The sequence below is a fragment of the Loktanella sp. F6476L genome, from assembly GCF_023015725.1.
Classification (GTDB): domain Bacteria; phylum Pseudomonadota; class Alphaproteobacteria; order Rhodobacterales; family Rhodobacteraceae; genus Yoonia.
In genome coordinates, this window is the sequence record NZ_JALKAR010000003.1 from 194,768 (window position 1) to 213,184 (window position 18,417).

19 protein-coding genes are annotated in these 18,417 nt (G+C 56.1%); 4 read left to right on the plus strand and 15 right to left on the minus strand.

Annotated features, from left to right (window positions below):
* Window positions 1-10 precede the first annotated feature (10 nt).
* From MWU61_RS08800 to MWU61_RS08815, 4 genes are read right to left on the minus strand one after another with little or no spacing between them, the layout of a single operon-like run.
* Entirely contained in the window at window positions 11-1,816 is a 1,806-nt protein-coding gene (locus tag MWU61_RS08800) for an adenine deaminase (RefSeq protein ID WP_247127937.1), read from the minus strand.
* Between the two features lie 39 nt (window positions 1,817-1,855).
* A complete protein-coding gene (locus tag MWU61_RS08805; RefSeq protein ID WP_247127938.1) occupies window positions 1,856-2,335 on the minus strand; it encodes a TspO/MBR family protein in 480 nt (159 codons plus the stop codon).
* Between the two features lie 35 nt (window positions 2,336-2,370).
* Window positions 2,371-3,396, minus strand: a complete 1,026-nt coding sequence (gene crtB, locus MWU61_RS08810) for a 15-cis-phytoene synthase (RefSeq protein ID WP_247127939.1) — start codon at window positions 3,394-3,396, stop codon at window positions 2,371-2,373.
* A complete protein-coding gene (locus tag MWU61_RS08815) occupies window positions 3,393-4,931 on the minus strand; it encodes a phytoene desaturase (protein ID WP_247127940.1) in 1,539 nt (512 codons plus the stop codon). Before MWU61_RS08815 ends, crtB begins: the two co-directional genes overlap by 4 nt.
* A gap of 110 nt (window positions 4,932-5,041) precedes the next feature.
* Between MWU61_RS08815 and crtA the strand changes: the two genes are divergently transcribed.
* Genes crtA through bchO form a run of 4 tightly spaced genes read left to right on the plus strand, consistent with a single transcriptional unit; the run spans window position 5,042 to window position 9,182 of the window.
* On the plus strand, window positions 5,042-5,758 hold the full coding sequence (gene crtA, locus MWU61_RS08820; RefSeq protein ID WP_247127941.1) for a spheroidene monooxygenase: 717 nt from the start codon (window positions 5,042-5,044) through the stop codon (window positions 5,756-5,758).
* Window positions 5,755-6,759 (plus strand): magnesium chelatase ATPase subunit I, encoded by a 1,005-nt coding sequence (gene bchI / locus MWU61_RS08825; RefSeq protein WP_247127942.1) that lies wholly within the window; start codon window positions 5,755-5,757, stop codon window positions 6,757-6,759. Before crtA ends, bchI begins: the two co-directional genes overlap by 4 nt.
* Window positions 6,760-6,778: 19 nt before the next feature.
* A complete protein-coding gene (locus MWU61_RS08830) occupies window positions 6,779-8,326 on the plus strand; it encodes a magnesium chelatase subunit D (RefSeq protein ID WP_247127943.1) in 1,548 nt (515 codons plus the stop codon).
* A gap of 1 nt (window position 8,327) precedes the next feature.
* On the plus strand, window positions 8,328-9,182 hold the full coding sequence (gene bchO, locus MWU61_RS08835; RefSeq protein ID WP_247127944.1) for an alpha/beta fold hydrolase BchO: 855 nt from the start codon (window positions 8,328-8,330) through the stop codon (window positions 9,180-9,182).
* Between the two features lie 59 nt (window positions 9,183-9,241).
* Here bchO and MWU61_RS08840 read toward each other — a convergent pair whose 3' ends face one another.
* The 11 genes from MWU61_RS08840 to bchL form a co-directional block, all read right to left on the minus strand.
* The gene (locus tag MWU61_RS08840) at window positions 9,242-9,682 is read right to left on the minus strand and encodes a c-type cytochrome (RefSeq protein WP_247127945.1); all 441 of its coding nucleotides are present in this window, start codon (window positions 9,680-9,682) and stop codon (window positions 9,242-9,244) included.
* 123 nt (window positions 9,683-9,805) lie between these two features.
* The gene (hemA, locus tag MWU61_RS08845; RefSeq protein WP_247127946.1) at window positions 9,806-11,020 is read right to left on the minus strand and encodes a 5-aminolevulinate synthase; all 1,215 of its coding nucleotides are present in this window, start codon (window positions 11,018-11,020) and stop codon (window positions 9,806-9,808) included.
* On the minus strand, window positions 11,010-11,816 hold the full coding sequence (gene puhE / locus MWU61_RS08850) for a putative photosynthetic complex assembly protein PuhE (protein WP_247127947.1): 807 nt from the start codon (window positions 11,814-11,816) through the stop codon (window positions 11,010-11,012). The genes hemA and puhE overlap by 11 nt, the downstream gene beginning before the upstream one ends.
* 92 nt (window positions 11,817-11,908) lie before the next feature.
* The gene (gene acsF, locus MWU61_RS08855; RefSeq protein ID WP_247127948.1) at window positions 11,909-13,027 is read right to left on the minus strand and encodes a magnesium-protoporphyrin IX monomethyl ester (oxidative) cyclase; all 1,119 of its coding nucleotides are present in this window, start codon (window positions 13,025-13,027) and stop codon (window positions 11,909-11,911) included.
* Window positions 13,024-13,320 (minus strand): hypothetical protein, encoded by a 297-nt coding sequence (locus MWU61_RS08860; RefSeq protein WP_247127949.1) that lies wholly within the window; start codon window positions 13,318-13,320, stop codon window positions 13,024-13,026. The genes acsF and MWU61_RS08860 overlap by 4 nt, the downstream gene beginning before the upstream one ends.
* Before the next feature lie 64 nt (window positions 13,321-13,384).
* Entirely contained in the window at window positions 13,385-13,843 is a 459-nt protein-coding gene (gene puhC, locus MWU61_RS08865) for a photosynthetic complex assembly protein PuhC (RefSeq protein ID WP_247127950.1), read from the minus strand.
* Window positions 13,844-13,847: 4 nt separating this feature from the next.
* Window positions 13,848-14,486, minus strand: a complete 639-nt coding sequence (gene puhB / locus MWU61_RS08870) for a photosynthetic complex putative assembly protein PuhB (protein ID WP_247127951.1) — start codon at window positions 14,484-14,486, stop codon at window positions 13,848-13,850.
* 62 nt (window positions 14,487-14,548) lie between these two features.
* Window positions 14,549-15,307: a photosynthetic reaction center subunit H gene (puhA, locus tag MWU61_RS08875; protein ID WP_247127952.1), complete on the minus strand. Its 759-nt coding sequence runs from the start codon at window positions 15,305-15,307 to the stop codon at window positions 14,549-14,551.
* A 19-nt stretch (window positions 15,308-15,326) separates the two neighbouring features.
* A complete protein-coding gene (locus tag MWU61_RS08880; protein ID WP_247127953.1) occupies window positions 15,327-16,757 on the minus strand; it encodes a PucC family protein in 1,431 nt (476 codons plus the stop codon).
* The gene (gene bchM, locus MWU61_RS08885) at window positions 16,754-17,443 is read right to left on the minus strand and encodes a magnesium protoporphyrin IX methyltransferase (protein ID WP_247127954.1); all 690 of its coding nucleotides are present in this window, start codon (window positions 17,441-17,443) and stop codon (window positions 16,754-16,756) included. The genes MWU61_RS08880 and bchM overlap by 4 nt, the downstream gene beginning before the upstream one ends.
* Window positions 17,443-18,339 carry a ferredoxin:protochlorophyllide reductase (ATP-dependent) iron-sulfur ATP-binding protein gene (bchL, locus tag MWU61_RS08890; RefSeq protein WP_247127955.1) on the minus strand — a complete coding sequence of 299 codons (897 nt, stop codon included), beginning with the start codon at window positions 18,337-18,339 and terminating at the stop codon, window positions 17,443-17,445. Before bchL ends, bchM begins: the two co-directional genes overlap by 1 nt.
* Window positions 18,340-18,417: the final 78 nt, after the last annotated feature.

An 18,417-nucleotide genomic window follows, 5' to 3' on the forward strand; every position in this document is an offset into this window, starting at 1 on the left:
TTATTCTTATTTATTTTTCGTTTTCATCTTCAAACAGCGACGTCATTTCGAATTTGGTCACATCGACCAAACCCAAATCAGAAATGCGTAACGCGGGGATGACCACCAGCGCGAGAAGCGAATGCTGCATATAGGCATTGTTCAGCGTACATCCACATGCGGCCATCGCCGCGACCATCTGATCGGCGTTTGCAGCCACTTCCGCTGCGGGTCTGTCTGACATCAATCCGGCGATAGGCAATTCGATCAATGCTATTTCCTTGCCGTCTTTCCAGATAGTTACGCCGCCGCCAACTTCACCCAGACGGTTCGCCGCCTGCGCCATGCAAGCGCGGTCTGTGCCGACCACAATCATGTGATGGCTATCGTGGGCCACGGTCGACCCGATTGCCATGTCGCCTGTGTAGCCAAAGCCGGACACAAAGCCATTGACCACATCACCGGTCGCGCGATGCCGTTCGACAAGCGCAATTTGGCATGTCTTACCTTCACCCTGCACCACACCCTCTACTACGGGCAAGTCCGCGGTCAGGGCCTCTGTTGGCGCTTGGTTCTCGACGACGCCGATGACCTTGGCGGTCACGGTGTTTTTGCCCGCAGGCGCTGCGATCTCAAAATCAGCGGCGGCAAGCGTCTTGCCCATATGCACCGTCTGGCGCGCCTTTTCAGGCCACGCGTAATGCGGGCAATCGACGGTGATTTTGCCTGCCTCTGCCACCTTCACCCCGCGTGCGTAAACCACATCAATCGGCAGTGTCTTTAAATCAGACGTCAGAATGACATCGGCCCTGCGACCCGGTGCAATCGACCCGAGTTCACGTTCCAAGCCAAAGTGTGTCGCCGTGTTGATCGTCGCCATTTGCAGCGCAATCACAGGATCACACCCGCAATCAATCGCATGACGCACAACGCGGTTCATGTGGCCGTCGTTGACCAAGGTTCCGGCCATGCAATCATCCGTACACAGAATGAAGTTGCGTGGATCAAGCCCCTTTTCCGTCACAGCAGTAATCTGGCTTTCGACGTCATACCACGCAGAGCCAAGCCGCATCATCGACTTCATCCCAAGCCGGACACGGGCAATCGCATCTACTTCGGCGGTTCCTTCATGGTCATCGGCGGCACCGCCCGCGACATAGGCGCTAAACGGGATGCCCTTGTCAGGTGATGCGTAATGGCCACCCACAGTCTTGCCCGCGTTCATTGTCGCGGCCATTTCAGCCAGCATCTGCGGATCGCCGTTGATCACACCCGGGAAATTCATCATCTCCCCAAGTCCGATGATACCCGGCCAAGCCATCGCTTCAGCCACATCATCCGCGGAAATCTCAAAACCTGTTGTTTCCAGACCGGGGGCGGACGGGGCGCAGGACGGCATCTGCGTATAGATGTTCACGGGCTGCATCAGCGCTTCGTCATGCATCATCCGCACGCCTTCCAGCCCCAAGACGTTCGCGATCTCGTGCGGATCGGTGAACATCGTTGTCGTCCCATGCGGGATCACGGCTGCGGCAAATTCAGCGGGCGTCAGCATACCGGATTCGATATGCATGTGACCGTCGCAGAGACCGGGAATCAGGTAACGTCCGGCGGCGTCCAAAACGTCTGTATTAGGGCCGATGCAATGCGACGCATCAGGGCCGACATAGGCAAAGCGGCCTTCGACGATGGCGACCTGCCAGCCGTCCAGAATTTCGCGGGATTGTACGTTTACAAGGCGACCGCCTTGGATCACCAGATCGGCATGTTCGCGACCAGCGGCGACTGCAACCAAACGGGGGGCGGTTTCAGCCCAAGATTTAATGTGTTGTTCCATCCCCAATGGTTTCACCGTTTTGAGGAAGGCGCAAGAGGTCTAGAGCTTCGCAATGTCCAACGGTTTTTGGTCAGGGTTCAGCTGAACCATTTTCAGGTTCAGTGCCGCCGCAATTGTCACCCAAACCATGTAGGGCACAAAGGCCATGCCTGCCCAAAAATCGACTTGAAAGTGGGTGATCAAGCAGCCCAATACCGCCAACCAAAGCGCAGCCATGATCGGCAAGGATTTCTTCAACGCGCGCAACCCAAAGAACACGGGCGTCCACAGTGTATTGAACGCGATCTGCAGGGCCCAAAAGGCAGGCGCAATTTGCGATCCTTCGATGCCAGCAACGCGTGCGCCCGCAAAAGCGATCAACAGATAAATCGACGTCCATGCGGCGGGAAATACCCAGTTGGGCGGCACCCAGGTTGGTTTGTTCAGTTGCTTGTACCATTCCCCAGTTGGAAACAGCGCACCTGTGGCGGCGGCCCCGAATGTCGCGAGGAGGAAAATGACGAAGTAAACGAAGTCCATGGATCAGCCCTTTGTTACGGGTCGTACCTGCATAACTATGCCTTTTGGCGATTGGTTCCACTGGCTTCTTGGTCACGCGCTTTCAGGTCCGCAAGAATATCCAACACGGCCAACGATCTGCGCTGATCAGGCACGCGATGCGACGCCGCATCGACCAAGAACTGGACTTCATTGAGCGGCTTTGCATAGATCACCGCTGATTTGGGCATAAACGTCGACACCGACGTTTGCGTGCCAGCTTGCAGTAACCTCCCTAGTTTTTGCACCTTGCTCGTGTGCGCCCGCATCGAAATCGTATCGTACCCTTGGTGGCGAATTTGCGTACCGATGCCCGCATAAATCAAACGCGCTGCCCAAATTCCGGTACGCGCTTTGAAAGGCAGCGCGTTGATCCCTGCTTCAGATCGCAGATAGAGCCGCTGCGCCTCGGCCAATAGGCGTTTCACCATCATCCGCACGGCATCGGTCGGCAGTGGGTCGCGGGTGAAATTGAACGGATCAATCCCCGCTTCTGCCAGCCAATCCATCGGCAGGTATATCCGTCCCATTCGAGCGTCTTCGCCGACGTCGCGAGCAATATTGGTCAGTTGCATCGCAACACCCAGATCACAAGCTCGCGCAAGCGCATCAGGGTTGCGCACCCGCATCAAGACGCACATCATGGCACCGACAGCACTTGCCACGCGAGCCGAATAATCACGCACGCCTGACAGGTCCTTGTAGCGTCGTTCATCCGCGTCCCAAGCAAGCCCTTCAAGCAAAGCTTCGGGCAGCGCGCGCGGCATTTCAAATTCCGCGACAATCGCAGCGAAAGCGCGGTCTTCCGGTGCATTGCGCGGTCGACCAGCATAGGCCAGATCAAGCCGATCCTGCAGGCGTAAAACGGCGGATGTTTTACACGTGCCTTCGTCTACTTCGTCATCTGCTAAGCGGCAAAACGCATACAGCGCCAAAGCCGGATCACGCACAGACGCCGGCAATATCTTGGACGCCGCGTGAAAGCTTAGCGATCCTGTGCGGATGGTCTCGCGGCAATGGTCTAGATCAGCCGGATCAATCATTCCGCAGCCATCCTTATGTCACGCTGTACGGGCGCATCTGGCACTAATTTGCCCAGCACTTCTGCGCTTGATACCACACCGGGCAGGCCGGCACCCGGATGGGTCCCCGCGCCTACCAAATACAGACCTTTCGCTTCTTCGCTCACATTGTGCGGACGGAAATAGGCCGATTGCAAAATACGAGGTTCAAGCGAGAAACCCGCGCCATGCGGCGACAGATACCGGTCACGAAAATCTTCGGGTGTGTAAATCAATTCGGTCGTCAGATGGTCCCTGAAACCGGGGATTAAACCATCCAGAACATCAGCGACCTTAGCCTTATAAAGATCGCGTTCCTTACCCCAATCAACGGGGTTTGCATGGCCCAGATGTGGCACCGGTGATAGCGCGTAAAAGGTATCATCACCCTTCGGGGCGACCGTAGGATCAGTCACCGCAGGACGATGCACATAAAGCGACATGTCGTCTGCAAGTTTGCCTTTGATAAAAACGTCGCGCAAAAGCCCTTCGTAGCGCGGACCGGACATGATCGTGTGATGACCCACGTCTTCCCATTTATCAGCGGTACCTTTTGTGCCGAAATACCAGACGAACAATCCCATGGACCACCGTTTGCGGTCCAGCTTTGCACCTATCCACCTCTTTGGTTTCTTCAACATCTCTTTGTAAGTATGGCCCGCGTCGGCGTTACTGACGACCAAAGGCGCGGCTAGTGCTTCGCCATTGGTTGTGCGCACGCCTTTAGCGGCACCATCTTCGACGACGATTTCATCGATCTGTTCACCCAGCCGAATGACGCCGCCTTGCGATCGGATCACGGACGCCATGGCGTCGGCAATCGCCTGCACGCCGCCGACAGCGTAATGGACGCCATATTCCTTCTCGAGATGGCTGACCAAAGCGTAGATCGACGTCACATTCATCGGGTCACCGCCAATAAACAGCGGGTGAAACGACAACGCCATTTGCAAACGCGGGTCTTTCACACGGGCCTTTGCAAGACCGAGGATAGAGCGATCCGCGCGCAGTTTCGCGAACTCTGGCAGCACTTTAATTGTGGACCATGCCTTGTGCATCGGCTCAGCGACCATGCCTTCGAAGCCCACAACATAGCGGCGCTGGCTGTCCTTGAGAAAACGCTTGTAGCCTTTCACATCGCGCGGCGACAAACGACCCACCTCAGCGACCATACGATCGGTGTCTCCGCATGCGGTAAATTTCGATCCGTCCGGCCAGCGTATCTCGTAGAACGGATCAAGCGGCTTCAAATCAACGTCCTTGCGAAAATCACGACCGCAATCTGCCCATAATGTCTCGAACACCTGCGGGACGGTGACAATCGTCGGGCCAAGATCAAAACGATGTCCGCTTTGCATCACGGATGATCCGCGGCCACCCACGCGATCAAGCTTATCCAACACTGTAACGGCATAACCTTTCGCACCAAGACGCATGGCCGCCGCCAAACCGCCCAAGCCTGCGCCCACAACAAGTGCTGAATTGGAATCAGAGGGTGAAGTGAAATGTGTCAACATAGATTTACACTAAGTTGGGAAATTCGAACTGGCAAGTACAAGCCATGCGTATGCAACCTTTGCAAAAGCAGATTCATATGTCAGGGTAAGTTTACACAATAGGAATCTTCATGCCGCAAACGGTCACTCTTTCTTTCTTCAGGTTCGCAGGCCCCATCGCACGGATGTGGGCATTTGCTATGATGGGCTTTGCGCGCAGACCTATGGCCCGCATTCCCGATATCGGATTTTGGAAACTATGCGGGTCCGGCAAGGGCGAAGGGTTCACGCCGCGCATCGCCCCGGATGTCTTCGCAATCCTCGCCACGTGGCCGGACGCGCAAACTGCACATGAGAGGGTAGCCGCGACCTCCATCTATCAACGCTACCGCGCCGAATCCGTAGAGAACTGGACCGTATTTTTGACCCCCACGTCAGTACGTGGGGATTGGTCTGGTGAAAGGCCGTTTTTGCCACAGCAGATCAACAGCGGCCCTCTCGCGGCGCTGACGCGAGCCACGATAAAGCCCGGCATTTTGTCACGCTTTTGGGCGCGCGTACCGGATATTTCAGCGACGATCGGGACCGACCGCAATGTCGCGTTCAAAATTGGGATTGGCGAGGTCCCGATGCTGCATCAAGTCACTTTTTCCATTTGGCCATCGCAGGCCGCGTTGGACGCATTCGCCCGCACCGGACCCCACGCCCAAGCGATCAAGGCGGTACGCCAAGAAGGCTGGTTCAAAGAAGAACTTTACGCCCGCTTCGTCGTTCAATCCGACATCGGCACGTGGGGCGGCACGTCGCCGCTTGCAAACCTCACCAGATCAGAACTGGATCCCGCATGACACAGCCTTTCCCGTTTTCTGCTATCGTCGGCCAAGAAGAAATGAAACGCTCGATGATCCTCACAGCGATTGATCCGTCAATTGGTGGTGTCTTGGTGTTTGGTGATCGTGGTACTGGCAAATCCACCGCTGTGCGCGCATTGGCCGCCCTTTTACCGCCCATTTCGGCTATCGAAGGATGCCCCGTGAACAGCGCAAAGGCGGGCGAGGTTCCGGATTGGGCCAACCTCAAAACCAAAGCCACACACGAAGTTCCGACCCCCGTCGTAGACCTACCGCTTGGCGCGACAGAGGATCGCGTGACGGGCGCGCTAGATATTGAAAAGGCTTTGTCACAAGGCGAGAAAGCGTTCCAACCCGGCCTGTTGGCGCGGGCAAATCGGGGATATCTTTATATCGACGAGGTGAACCTGCTCGAAGATCACATCGTTGATCTACTACTTGATGTCGCGCAATCCGGTGAAAACGTTGTGGAGCGGGAAGGGCTTTCGATCCGGCACCCTGCCCGTTTTGTGCTCGTGGGGTCTGGCAACCCTGAAGAGGGCGAACTGCGGCCCCAACTGCTTGACCGATTTGGATTATCTGTCGAAGTCGCCAGTCCAAAAGACATCGAGACGCGGATCGACGTGATCAAACGACGCGACGCTTATGAAAATGACAACGCAGCCTTTATGATCCGGTGGCAGGCTGAAGATGCCGCCATTCGCGACCGCATTCTGACTGCACGCAAAGCATTGAAAGACCTCAAAACACCCGATGCGACGCTGCGCGATGTCGCGGAACTCTGCCTCAAGATGGGATCAGACGGTTTGCGCGGCGAATTAACCTTACTGAAAGCGGCGCGTGCTTATGCGGCGTGGCGTGATGATACCGCTCTGACGCGTGCGCATGTGCGCGATGTGGCAGGCATGGCGTTGCGCCACCGCCTGCGCCGCGATCCACTGGACGAAGCAGGGTCAGGTGCCCGTGTTGGTCGTGTTGTGGCCGATGTCCTTGGGTAGCGAAATATGGCAAAATGCGATGCTTGCGCTGCATGTGTTGGCGCAAAATTCGGGACTTGACGGCATGGTTGTGCGTGCGCGGTCAAGTCCTGTCCGTGATGCTTTCATGACCGCTGTGAATGAACATTTTGGCAGCGTGACCCGTTTACACCCGCTGATGTCGGATGATGTTTTGCTTGGCGGGATTGATCTGACCACGACGCTGGCGTCTGGATCATTGGTCGAAAAACCGGGCCTTTTGACGGCGGGCAATACCTTCGTTCTTGCGATGGGGGAACGGTGTACCGTCGGACTTGCGGCGCGTCTTGGATGCGTATTGGATCAAGACCCAACCAAGCGGCTGATTGTATTGGACGAAGGCGCGACACCTGACGAAACGGCCCCTGCGAACCTACTAGAACGGCTCGCGTTCAATATTGATCTCACAGAGGTGGGCATCGGTGATGTTTCTAGCGTTTCTTATACGCTGAACCAGACAAAAACGTCCGACGACGACCTGCACCAGATCATCGCGATTGCAAATCAGTTGGGGGTCGCGTCGCTGCGTGCGCCTGCATTTGCGCTAAAGGCGCTACGTGCGACTGGTGACCTGGAAACCGCCGCTCAGTTGACGCTCGTTCACCGCGCGACACAGTTCCCGCAAGAAACAGACGATTCCCCCGCACCAGAACAATCGGCAGAGAGACAACAAACGCCAACGGAAATTCCCGACGATCTGGTGCTGGACGCAATTCGGGCCATGTTGCCCGACGATTTACTGGATCGGATCGCCGCACAAAAAGCGCTAGCCGGACAAGGCAACGGGAGTGGCGCCGCACGAAAAAGTAACCGCCGCGGTAGACCGTTACCTGCACGTCAGGGGCGGTTGTCGGACGGCGCACGAATCGACCTCATCGGCACATTGCGCAGCGCTGCACCTTGGCAGACGATCAGGCGGCAAATGACAGGGCGTGACCGTCTGCACATTCGTCAGTCAGACATTCACGTCAAACGCTATGAAAACCGCAGTGACCGCTTGTTGATCTTTGCCGTCGACGCATCCGGATCCGCGGCTATCGCACGGCTGGCAGAAGCAAAAGGCGCAATCGAATTGCTGCTGTCGCAGGCCTACGCGCGTCGCGACCACGTCAGTTTGATCGCGTTTCGCGGAACGACCGCAGAACTGTTGTTGCCGCCAACACGATCGCTTGTGCAAACAAAGCGCAGACTGGCGGCCCTACCCGGTGGGGGCGGCACACCGCTTGCGGCAGGTTTGCAGGAAAGCTTGATGCAAGCGCTGCATGCCAAGCAGAAAGGCTTGACCCCAACTGTGGTTATGTTGACGGATGGCCGCGCAAATATTGCTCTTGATGGCACAACAAACAGACAACAAGCGGCCCAAGATGCGCAAGACATGGCAATTGCTGTGCGGTCTCACGGTGTCGAAAGTCTGGTCATTGATACAGGCAACCGGCCCGAAGCCATGCTGAAACACCTCGCTTCAACACTTGGTGCGGCCTACTTACCGCTACCGCGCGCCGATGCACACCGCCTGTCCGGTGCTGTTAGCGCCGCGTTGGACGTCTGACGTGCGCTGGCCACGCGATGCGTCCAACTGGCCCATGCGCGAATTTTCCCAGCATATTCTGTGCAAACCTCATCGCTGGCATGTGCAGACAGCTGGAAGCGGGCCACTTATTCTTTTGATCCACGGCGCTGGTGGAGCCACGCAAAGTTTCCGGCACTTGTTTCCTATTCTTGCGACCACCAACACAGTGTTGGCGATCGATCTGCCCGGTCAGGGTTTCACGCAACTGGGTGGACAGGGACGATGCGGACTGGACACGATGGCCGATGACCTATTGCGGCTACTGCATCAGATCGACGCGAAACCTGACCTTATAATTGGCCATTCTGCGGGTGCTGCGATTGCGCTACGGCTTTGTGATCTTGGGATCAGGCCGCCGCATGGCGTTGTCGGCATCAACGCAGCACTTGGAAATTTTAAAGGCGTGGCGGGATGGCTTTTTCCGGCGATGGCCAAGTTTCTAGCCGCGACGCCTTTTACGGCAAGCGTTTTTTGCGCGACCACGACGGCGGCATCCGTACACAAATTAATCAAAGGAACCGGATCAAACATCGGCCCCGAGGGAGAGGCGTTTTATCTGCGGTTAGTCCAAGACACGGGTCATGTGGGCGCAACTTTGTCGATGGTGGCGCAGTGGTCGCTTGATCCGCTGCTTGCTCGCCTCCCGCAAATTGATGTGAAAACCACCCTCATCGCATGCGCAAATGACAAAGCGGTCCCCCCGCAAACTAGCGCGGAAGCAGCCGCGCATATGCCAAACGCGCGAGTTTTGAAATTGCCAAATCTTGGCCATCTTGCCCACGAAGAAGATGCGGACCAAATCGCCGACATCATTCTGTCCGCGCTTCAGTCATAAATGCATAAGGCCGCCAAGGTTTCCCCTAACGGCCTTTGCAAAAATCATTCGAAAGTGGCCTATTCGGCGAATGTCGCGAGATATGCGTACATATCAACAGCCTGCGTTTCGTCACGTACTTTGTAGGACATTTTCCCACGCGCACGGTTGTTGTCGAGCGCTTCACGCAGGTAACCCGTTGGGTCCATGACGTAAGCGACAAAGCTTTCTTCGGTCCAACCAAGACCAGTCGATTCGCCAAGTTCAACGATAGAGTTGCCATAGCGGAACCCGTCAACTGTGCCGGGGACGCGACCCGCAACACCGTACAGGTTAGGGCCCGTTTTGGCGGCACGACCGGCTAAAACGTTGCCGTCGGCATCTGCTACCACGTGGCAGGATACGCACTGGCGGTTGAACTGTTCTTCGCCCGCGGCCGCATCACCGGATGCAGCATGACCGTCGGCAAATGCAGGTGCGGCAAGCATCGTGATCGCCGCTGCGATGTTAAATGTCTTCATGATCGTCTTCCTCTCGATCTAATTCTGTCGCCACATGTATCTGATACATCAGCGTCACTCTATACGTTAGCGCCTGCGCTTGAGGCGTCCAGTCCCTAGTCGTAAAATTCTCCGTGATCGGCGTTAAGCCACCGCATGCGCGAGGGCACATTGTTTCCACAATACACGCAGCGCCTTTACCAAATGATCAATGTCATCATCTGTATGCAATGGCGATGGCGTAAAGCGCAGACGTTCCGTTCCTTTAGGGACAGTCGGGTAGTTGATCGGCTGCACGTATATATCCCATTCACGCATCAGATAGTCCGACAGCATACGGGTTTTCACAGGATCACCGATCATCACAGGCACGATGTGGCTTTCGTTCTGCATATGCGGAATACCTTCGCGGTCCAGCGCCTGACGCAATCTGGCGACTTGGCGGCGCTGGCCTTCCCGTTCAGCGTTTGACGCCTTTAAGTGTGCGATGGACGTGCGTGCAGCAGCCGCAACTGCAGGCGGTAAAGCGGTCGTAAAAATGAAACCACTGGCGAAACTACGAATGAAATCACACAAGGCTGCCGACCCTGTGATGTAACCGCCAACAACACCAAACGCTTTGCCTAACGTGCCCTCGATCAGAGTGATCCGATCTGCAATCTTGTCGCGTTCAGATACACCGCCGCCGCGTGAACCGTACATGCCTACGGCGTGGACCTCGTCCAGATAGGTCATCGCACCATACTTTTCTGCAACGTCGACAATCTCTCGGATGGGTGCGACATCGCCATCCATGGAGTAGACGCTTTCGAACGCTACAATCTTTGGGCAATTCGCAGGCAATGCGGCAAGATTTTCTTCCAGATCAGCCACGTCGTTATGTTTCCAGATGACTTTCTGGGCGCGGGAATGGCGAATACCTTCAATCATCGACGCGTGGTTGCCAGCATCAGACAGGATCACACATCCGTCTAAACGCGACCCAAGCGTCGACAACGCGGCCCAGTTCGACACGTAACCGGACGTGAACAGCAACGCGCTTTCCTTGCCATGTAGGTCAGCCAGTTCATGTTCCAACAACAGGTGATCATGGTTGGTACCACTGATATTGCGGGTGCCGCCTGCGCCTGTGCCTGTGCGTTCAACAGCCTCACACATTGCAGCAATCACCTTAGGATGTTGGCCCATGCCGAGGTAATCGTTGGAACACCAGACCGTTACATCACGCACGCCATCCTCGGCATGATTAGCAGCCTTGGGGAACTTCCCACATTGGCGTTCCAGCTCCGCGAAATAGCGGTAATTGCCGTCGGCTTTCAGCTGGTCCAGCTGGGCATTGAAAAGCGTATCAAAGTCCATGGTGTCTATCCGTCTTTCTTCCAAAGTCATCTTGTCGTGGGGCCGGCAGCATCCAGCGCCATAGTTTTGCATCCGGCAGCGGGATCACCATCAGCCAATGCTCAAGCAAGGCAAGCGCTGCCAAAGCGGTCAGCAAAGCAAAACCAATCTGGGACACATCGGTTTGGGCGGTCCAAAGCCGTTCAGCACAAACTGCTAAAACGGCGGTCAGCACGGTGATTGCAATCGGAAATGCCAACGTCACAGGTCCCTGTTTGAAAAAGGTTTTCAGGTGGGTCAGGCGCGCTGGGATGAATTCCAAATTGATTCGGGGAACCCCGAAAAACAAGTTCAGCTTGGCGCAAACACGGGCCAGAAACAGGATCAAAAACGTCGCAATCGCGATCTGGTTCAATGCACCATCAGATACAACGCTCAGCCCAATCGCCGCGACCAGCAATAACACCTCATGATAGGCCAGCGCCGACACAGCGTTCACAAAGCGCGGCCACCCCAGTTCACCGGACATCGCACCAACGCGGCGTGGACCGGTCAGAACGCCAGCCAAAAATGCAAGCTCGATCCAACCCCAAATTGCAAGGGCACCTAAGAACCCTTGGTAGACGCCAACAATGGTTTGGGCCTGCAAAGATGCACTCACCAACGCGACGCCGATCACTAAAACCGGCACGCCTGCTATGACCAAGGCGACATGGCCATCAACGCGGTCCGCGCGGCGCACAGCCATCATGATCACGCCGGTGGAAAACCACCAGATGAACAAGGCAAATAATGCTGCGATCCAAGGCTGTGTCATGTCAGGGCGTCATCATCTTCTTTTGGTTTCAAATATCTTGGGGTCCGGGGCAAAGCCCCGAAAAGGGGTGGGAGGGCGGGCCCTCCACCCCATCAATAGGCAGGTGCCATCACAGGGCTTTCAGGCACATCACTCGCAATCGCAGGGATCGTCAGCAGCGACAGGAATGCGGCCCCTGCTCTTGCAGAACCGATCATCCGCGTCACAAACCCGCCAACGCCGCCCGCACGTTTGCCTGCTGCGATTTGCACATTTGCGTCCTGCACCTTATTCAACTGCTTTTCCCAACGCGGGTGATCGATATCGAGCACCATCGGGAAGACCTGACGCGAAATGTCCGATGTTTTGCGGAACACTTCTTGGCCATACCATTTGGGATCAACGCCCAGCGCCTTATGGAATTCTGGCCGCTGGTGGTCACGCACCCACATCGTCGAAAACACGGCTGTCAGGAAGAACTTGATCCACAGTTTATTAACGCGGCTTTCGGTCAGCGCAGGGTCCGTTTTCAACAGCAAGGCAAACGCTTCCCCGTGAGAAAATTCGTCGTTGCACCATTCGCGGAACCATTTGAAAATCGGGTGGAACCGCATTTCCGGATGCTTCTCGAGGTGTCGGTAGATCGTGATGTAACGCGCATATCCAATCTTTTCAGACAGGTAAGTAGCGTAATAGATGAACTTTGGTCGGAAGTAGGTGTACTTCTTCGCTTGCGTCAAAAAGCCAAGGTTCACCGCAATGCCGGCCTCGCGCAGCGCATCGTTGATGAAACCGGCATGTCTTGCCTCGTCACGGGCCATCAATTGAAACAGCTCTGTGATATCTTTGTTCGACCCGCGCCGCTTCATTTCCTTGTACAGCACGCAGCCCGAAAATTCGGCGGTACAGCTTGAGATCAAGAAGTCGATGAATTCGGCCTTCAGCTTTGGTTCCATCCCGTCCCAGTCGACGGTGTCCCAATCTTCGTTTTTCTTGAAATGACCCCGGTTCGGATCTGATTTCATCTGGGCGATCAGGGAGTCCCAATCCGCGCGAACAGGCGTGACATCAATCGCATCCATTTCCGCAAAATCGGTTGTGTAGAACCGCGGCGTCAGCAGCGTATTGGACATGGCCACTTGCGTCGCTTCTTCGTTGGTCAGTGGCGGAAGTGCCTCTTGCGCGGCGATGGCGTCTTCGGCGGTCAGGGCCTCGGATGAATGAATATTCATGACATCACCTCTTCGCTAAAGGAAAATTCGCACAATTCCATAAATTCGAAATCACCCGTGGCACGTGTCCAAATTTGTTCGATACGGCTCGCCCGCGTGATCACCGCAGTACGGTCTTCTTCAACCAGCTCGCCGAAGGCCGCCATGATTTCAGGCCCCTGAACCTGCACCGTGTCGCCCGGATGAACGACAGCGCCGTTGTTAAATTTGACGTGCGCGGAAAGTTCTTCGAACCGGTGGCTGATCGTCACCGTGCAAGGTGCCGTTTCGCGTGTTCTGAAAAGTAGTCCCATCTGTGTGTTCCCTTTCACATATGCTGCTGCAGGATGGCTAATCCGTCGCAAGTGGTGGTTTCGTTCACTTCAGTAAATTCGCAAATGCCGCGACGTTGTCGGTGCCGTAACCGATAAGATCGATGACCATTCCCGTGGACGGATCGACGATCCCAACATGCCCGTTGGTGCGGCGGACAACTTGGATCGGCGCGTCTATTGCTAGGGCTTGCAGCGCGCGTTCGCGTTCAATCACGCGGCCCATCACGCCCAAGAACCCGGCCTTGTCGTCCGATGACGCTGCAATCACTGCTCCGGTATCGTCGCGCACCGTATATTTTCCAGTCCGGTCGCCGACCAAGGTGACAGTGCGTTCCTGCACAACAGGCGCTTCAATCAGCACGCCCGTGTCCGGCACGTCAGCCCATTGGGCATAACCGACCAGCGCACAGCTTCCGACCATCAGAGCAAACATGGCTTGAACAAGAATGCGCGGCACCATTTCTTTCTCGGGACGCCGGTTGGGGTGGTCTAGACTGGTCATTGCTTTACTCCGCTGCAACGGCTGCGCCGCTGTTTGGTTCGACACGCGTGATTTGCGGCTGGCTGATCCGTGTTTCGGCAGCTTCTGCAAATATCTCGGCCACTTTGGCGGCATGCGGAATACAGCGTAGTGCCGGTTGCGTGCGGTTGATGTGCCATGGCCGGACATGCGGCCAGGTCATCAGGTACGACAGCCGTGTTTCACCGATCAGTTCAAAGGCAAGCGTGCCCGTGCCCGCGGGTTTTGTGTCAAGCTTGGCCGTCCCGATCCATGTATAGGGCAAGTTCAACGTCATGGTCAGCGCAGCCCCGATCCGCATGCCAACCCGCTTGTTGGTGAGCGTATATACGGTGGATTTCGCCTGCAAATAAGCAATGCCGTAGATGATCGCGCAGGCAATCCCGCCGATAATCACAAAGGGGATGCCGTGTGCCATCGATTGGGTCAGTGAAACTTGGGTGGATGACACCCCGATACGCCACACAGCCAGCAAAACGAAATACCCCATGACCCATCGGATACCCCATGCTTCGCGGGCTAATGCACGAGGGTTGGGGGCACCTTGCCACAAGATATGTTCATCTTCGGGCAATTCTTCAGGCAGGCCCCTTACGGGTTCGAACTGAAAGTCATCATGGGTCATCACAGCATCCCTCTGTGGATTAGATCACAAGGGGACCGGCGGCGAACCGGACCCCAAATACGTTATTGTTTTGGGTTGGCGTACATCGCGCCACCACCGAACCAAGCCATCACCTTTTCTTCTTCAAGCAAGGTGATCTGCTCAGCGGATTTCGCTTGCGGAATTCCCGCCCAATTGTGGGCATGCAGTGATTGGACCATCACGTGATCCGGCTTGATCCGCGCCATGTTCATCGGGATCAACCTGTGCTGACCGGACCCTTCCGGGTTCAAATCAACAGTCAGGTAACGCACCATCTGTTCAGGCACATCGATCCACATATCCACGATGCGGCCAATCACTTCGCCATCACCACCCATCACAGGCAAACACCGCGGATCGCGACCAGCGGACACCTTGAAATCTGCCAATGACGTCATCGGCTTGATCTTGACGTGACCGTGAGCGTCCAGTTCTGGGTGATCTCTGCGGGCAGCCCAGCTTGCTGGACCAACACCGTCAACCATCGGATCACCTGTTGGGACCATTGGGGAACCCGCAGACACCGACGACTGGGCCAATGGCAAATCAGCACGCTCTGGGTTTTGCCCAGACGGCACCGTCAATTCACCGCGACCATCACGCAATGCAAACGTCTTATCGGCAGGTGTTGGAAAAATTCCCGGGCCAGACGACGGCGTTCCGTCATCATCAATCAACGGATACCCTTCGCGCATATTCTCGGTTTGCAGATAATAAACGAGGCCCGCGAAGAAGATCCAGAAACCCCAAATCGCAAGGCTCGCCAGATCGAAATTACCAAGGAATGTTGTACCAACCATGATGTGGTCCTTTCGGTGGTCAGGTCGGGAACTCAGCAAGACCGGTTCTTGTCTGAGCCCCATGTGTAATCGCCTTGACCCGCACAAGCGGTCCCAGAACAATCAACGTGATGAAAAGAAGGCCAATTTCGGTGTGATAGACGACCGAATAGCCGGTGGCTGGCGTGGCGAGCGCCTCTGACAACATGCCGGTTCCAGCGGCATGGTTCACGAGGTCACGCAATGTGCCCCCGATAAATATCGACAACCCGGCGCCAGTGGCCTGTGCGGCCCCCCACGCGCCAAGGGCAAGACCCCGCCCGGCTGTTCCAGTGGTTTTCATAGTCATCGCGGCCGTCAGCGTGGCGACGCCAAACAACCCGCTTCCAAATCCGATCAATGCGGATCCAACGTAGAACAATACAGACGACCCAAGCGGTGCCGCAAAGATCACGGCAGCAAAGGCGGCAATGCCAACCAATATGCCGCGCCCACACATCCGGTAGGGGTCCATTGCACGGGCCAACCACTTTGCGGCCGTCCCGAACCCTAACAAAGCGCCACCTGCCCAAGTGGCCGTCAGCAATGTCGTGGCCGATACAGAAAGGCCAAGGATTTCGCCGCCATAAGGTTCAAGCAGCACGTCCTGCATGTTGAAGGCCATTGTCCCGATAAACACGACCGCCAACAGACGGCCCGCGTCACCACCGCTTGCGAAGTCGGACCAAGCCGCTTTGAACGTTGGCCCTTCGGCGGCGCGTTCAGCCTTCGTCATCGGGGCTACGTTTTCCTGTTTCCACAACGCAATGAGGTTCAGCAGCAGGGTGACAACAGCGGTCCCCTGCACCACTTGCACAAGGCGTAAAGCACTATAATCGCGCAACAAAGCCCCAATAATAATCGCCGCGAAGGCCATCCCGATCAGATGCATCACGTATAACAGGGCCACGACCTTTGGACGGGTGTCCTCGGTGGCGCGATCCGCGGCAAGTGCTAGCCCCGCAGTTTGCGTCATGTGCATCCCGATGCCCGTCAGCAGGAATGCAAGTGCGGCACCAACATAGCCCGCCCACGAAATATCAATCGCCCGGTCACCTGACAAAACCAGCAAAGCCATCGGCATAATCGCCAAACCACCGAACTGCCACATCGTCCCAAACCACAGGTATGGAATGCGTTTCCAACCAATCGCAGACCGATAATTGTCGGATTTAAACCCAACCAAGGCACGGAACGGGGCCACCAAAACCGGAATAGCAATCATCGCGGCAACCAGCATCGCGCCGATGCCGAGCTCAACAATCATGACACGATTCAACGTGCCTAAAAGCATCACAGCGGCCATCCCCACGGACACCTGAAACAATGACAGACGTAGCAACTGGCCAAGCGGCAAATCTTCAGACACCGCGTCGCCAAACGGCAAAAGGCGGGTCGACAAGGATTGCAGGGATTTGGCCTTAAAGATCACGCAGCACCTCCCTCGAAAACCAATGCGGTCGAGATGTAGAAGCTTGATTTGATACGTTCGATTTCAGTGACACGGCCTTGCGTGTCCTGCCGGCGTAGCGCCTTTTCAACAGCACGACCATTTTGCGGCACCATTTGTGGGGACCGATCAGCACGCGGAAACAACTTTCCAGCCCCGAACATCGCCATCAACAACGGGGTGCGCGGCGGCAACGTGAAGACGAATTTACCCGATACACGGGGGCCAATTGCGGCCAGCTGGCGGGCGACATCTGGGCTGGTGTAGTAGATCATCGAATCCATCGCGATCCCATGATCGAAATGACCCAACCCGGCATCAAACATATCGCCGGACCGCCAATCAATCGTACCCTTTAACGTGCGTGGGGCACGATCTTGGCCGATTTTCACAAGCGCGGGTGAAATATCAATCGCAACAACATCGGCACCACGGTTCGCCAATTCGACGGCTGCAGCGCCCGTCCCGCATCCGGCGTCCAACACACGGCACCCCGACAGGTCCTGCGGCAACTGATCCAACATCAATCGACGCATACGATCACGGCCCGCACGCACCGTCGCACGAATGCCAGACACCGGCGCATCCGACGTCAACCGTTCCCAAACCTTGGTCGCAGAGCGGTCGAAGTAATCTTCAACGCGGTCACGTGTGGCGGTGTAATCCATCAATCAAAACCCAACAGTTCAAAAATCTCGCGATCCGGCAACGGTGCGGGCGCCAAAGGTTCCGTGCCATTCCAAAGCGTCTCTGCCAGCCGGATGTATTCCTTGCGGACCAGCACAATTTCCTCGTCGTCCGGCATCTCGAACAACGTTTTCTTTTTCAGGCGGCTGCGCCGGATCGCATCAAGGTCCGGCATGTGGGCAATGCGGTTAAACCCGACGGTCTTGCAGTAGCGGTCGACCTCGTCCGTTTCGCGGCTACGGTTCGCAACACAGCCCGCCAACCGGACTTTGTAATTTGCCGATTTCGCCTGCACCGCGGCAATAATCCGGTTCATAGCGTAGATGCTGTCAAAGTCGTTGGCCGTAACGATCAGCGCGCGATCGGCATGCTGCAAAGGGGCGGCAAAGCCACCACAAACAACGTCACCCAAAACGTCAAAAATCACGACATCCGTCTCTTCGAGCATGTGATGCTGTTTCAGCAATTTGACCGTCTGGCCAACAACATAGCCACCACAGCCAGTGCCCGCAGGCGGGCCACCTGCTTCAACGCATTTCACACCATTGAACCCGTCAAAGACGAAATCCTCGGGGCGCAATTCCTCTGAATGGAAATCAACGTCCTTCAGGATATCAATGACCGTCGGCACCAGCGTGCCGGTCAAGGTGAACGTACTGTCATGTTTGGGATCACACCCAATCTGCAACACACGCTTGCCCAGCATCGAAAAGGCCGCTGACAGGTTCGACGACGTGGTCGATTTCCCGATCCCGCCTTTGCCATAAACCGAAAACACCTTGGCGCCCTCGATCTTCGTATTTTCATCCTGATGGACCTGAACAGACCCTTCGCCATCCAATCCGCGTATGTTGGGTACTTCGTCACGTGGGCTCATGCAGAGCCTCCTTCCGTTTTCATCTGTCCAAAACAACGCACCATGCGGGATGGTGGGAGGGGCGATGCTTTGCAAAAG

Bases quoted from the DNA above. Each gene is read 5' to 3' on its own strand.
- MWU61_RS08800 (WP_247127937.1), bottom strand. From the start codon at position 1,816: ATGGAACAACACATTAAATCTTGGGCTGAAACCGCCCCCCGTTTGGTT.
- MWU61_RS08805 (WP_247127938.1), bottom strand. From the start codon at position 2,335: ATGGACTTCGTTTACTTCGTCATTTTCCTCCTCGCGACATTCGGGGCC.
- crtB (WP_247127939.1), bottom strand. From the start codon at position 3,396: ATGATTGATCCGGCTGATCTAGACCATTGCCGCGAGACCATCCGCACA.
- MWU61_RS08815 (WP_247127940.1), bottom strand. From the start codon at position 4,931: ATGTTGACACATTTCACTTCACCCTCTGATTCCAATTCAGCACTTGTT.
- crtA (WP_247127941.1), top strand. From the start codon at position 5,042: ATGCCGCAAACGGTCACTCTTTCTTTCTTCAGGTTCGCAGGCCCCATC.
- bchI (WP_247127942.1), top strand. From the start codon at position 5,755: ATGACACAGCCTTTCCCGTTTTCTGCTATCGTCGGCCAAGAAGAAATG.
- MWU61_RS08830 (WP_247127943.1), top strand. From the start codon at position 6,779: ATGCTTGCGCTGCATGTGTTGGCGCAAAATTCGGGACTTGACGGCATG.
- MWU61_RS08840 (WP_247127945.1), bottom strand. From the start codon at position 9,682: ATGAAGACATTTAACATCGCAGCGGCGATCACGATGCTTGCCGCACCT.
- hemA (WP_247127946.1), bottom strand. From the start codon at position 11,020: ATGGACTTTGATACGCTTTTCAATGCCCAGCTGGACCAGCTGAAAGCC.
- puhE (WP_247127947.1), bottom strand. From the start codon at position 11,816: ATGACACAGCCTTGGATCGCAGCATTATTTGCCTTGTTCATCTGGTGG.
- acsF (WP_247127948.1), bottom strand. From the start codon at position 13,027: ATGAATATTCATTCATCCGAGGCCCTGACCGCCGAAGACGCCATCGCC.
- MWU61_RS08860 (WP_247127949.1), bottom strand. From the start codon at position 13,320: ATGGGACTACTTTTCAGAACACGCGAAACGGCACCTTGCACGGTGACG.
- puhC (WP_247127950.1), bottom strand. From the start codon at position 13,843: ATGACCAGTCTAGACCACCCCAACCGGCGTCCCGAGAAAGAAATGGTG.
- puhB (WP_247127951.1), bottom strand. From the start codon at position 14,486: ATGACCCATGATGACTTTCAGTTCGAACCCGTAAGGGGCCTGCCTGAA.
- puhA (WP_247127952.1), bottom strand. From the start codon at position 15,307: ATGGTTGGTACAACATTCCTTGGTAATTTCGATCTGGCGAGCCTTGCG.
- bchM (WP_247127954.1), bottom strand. From the start codon at position 17,443: ATGGATTACACCGCCACACGTGACCGCGTTGAAGATTACTTCGACCGC.
- bchL (WP_247127955.1), bottom strand. From the start codon at position 18,339: ATGAGCCCACGTGACGAAGTACCCAACATACGCGGATTGGATGGCGAA.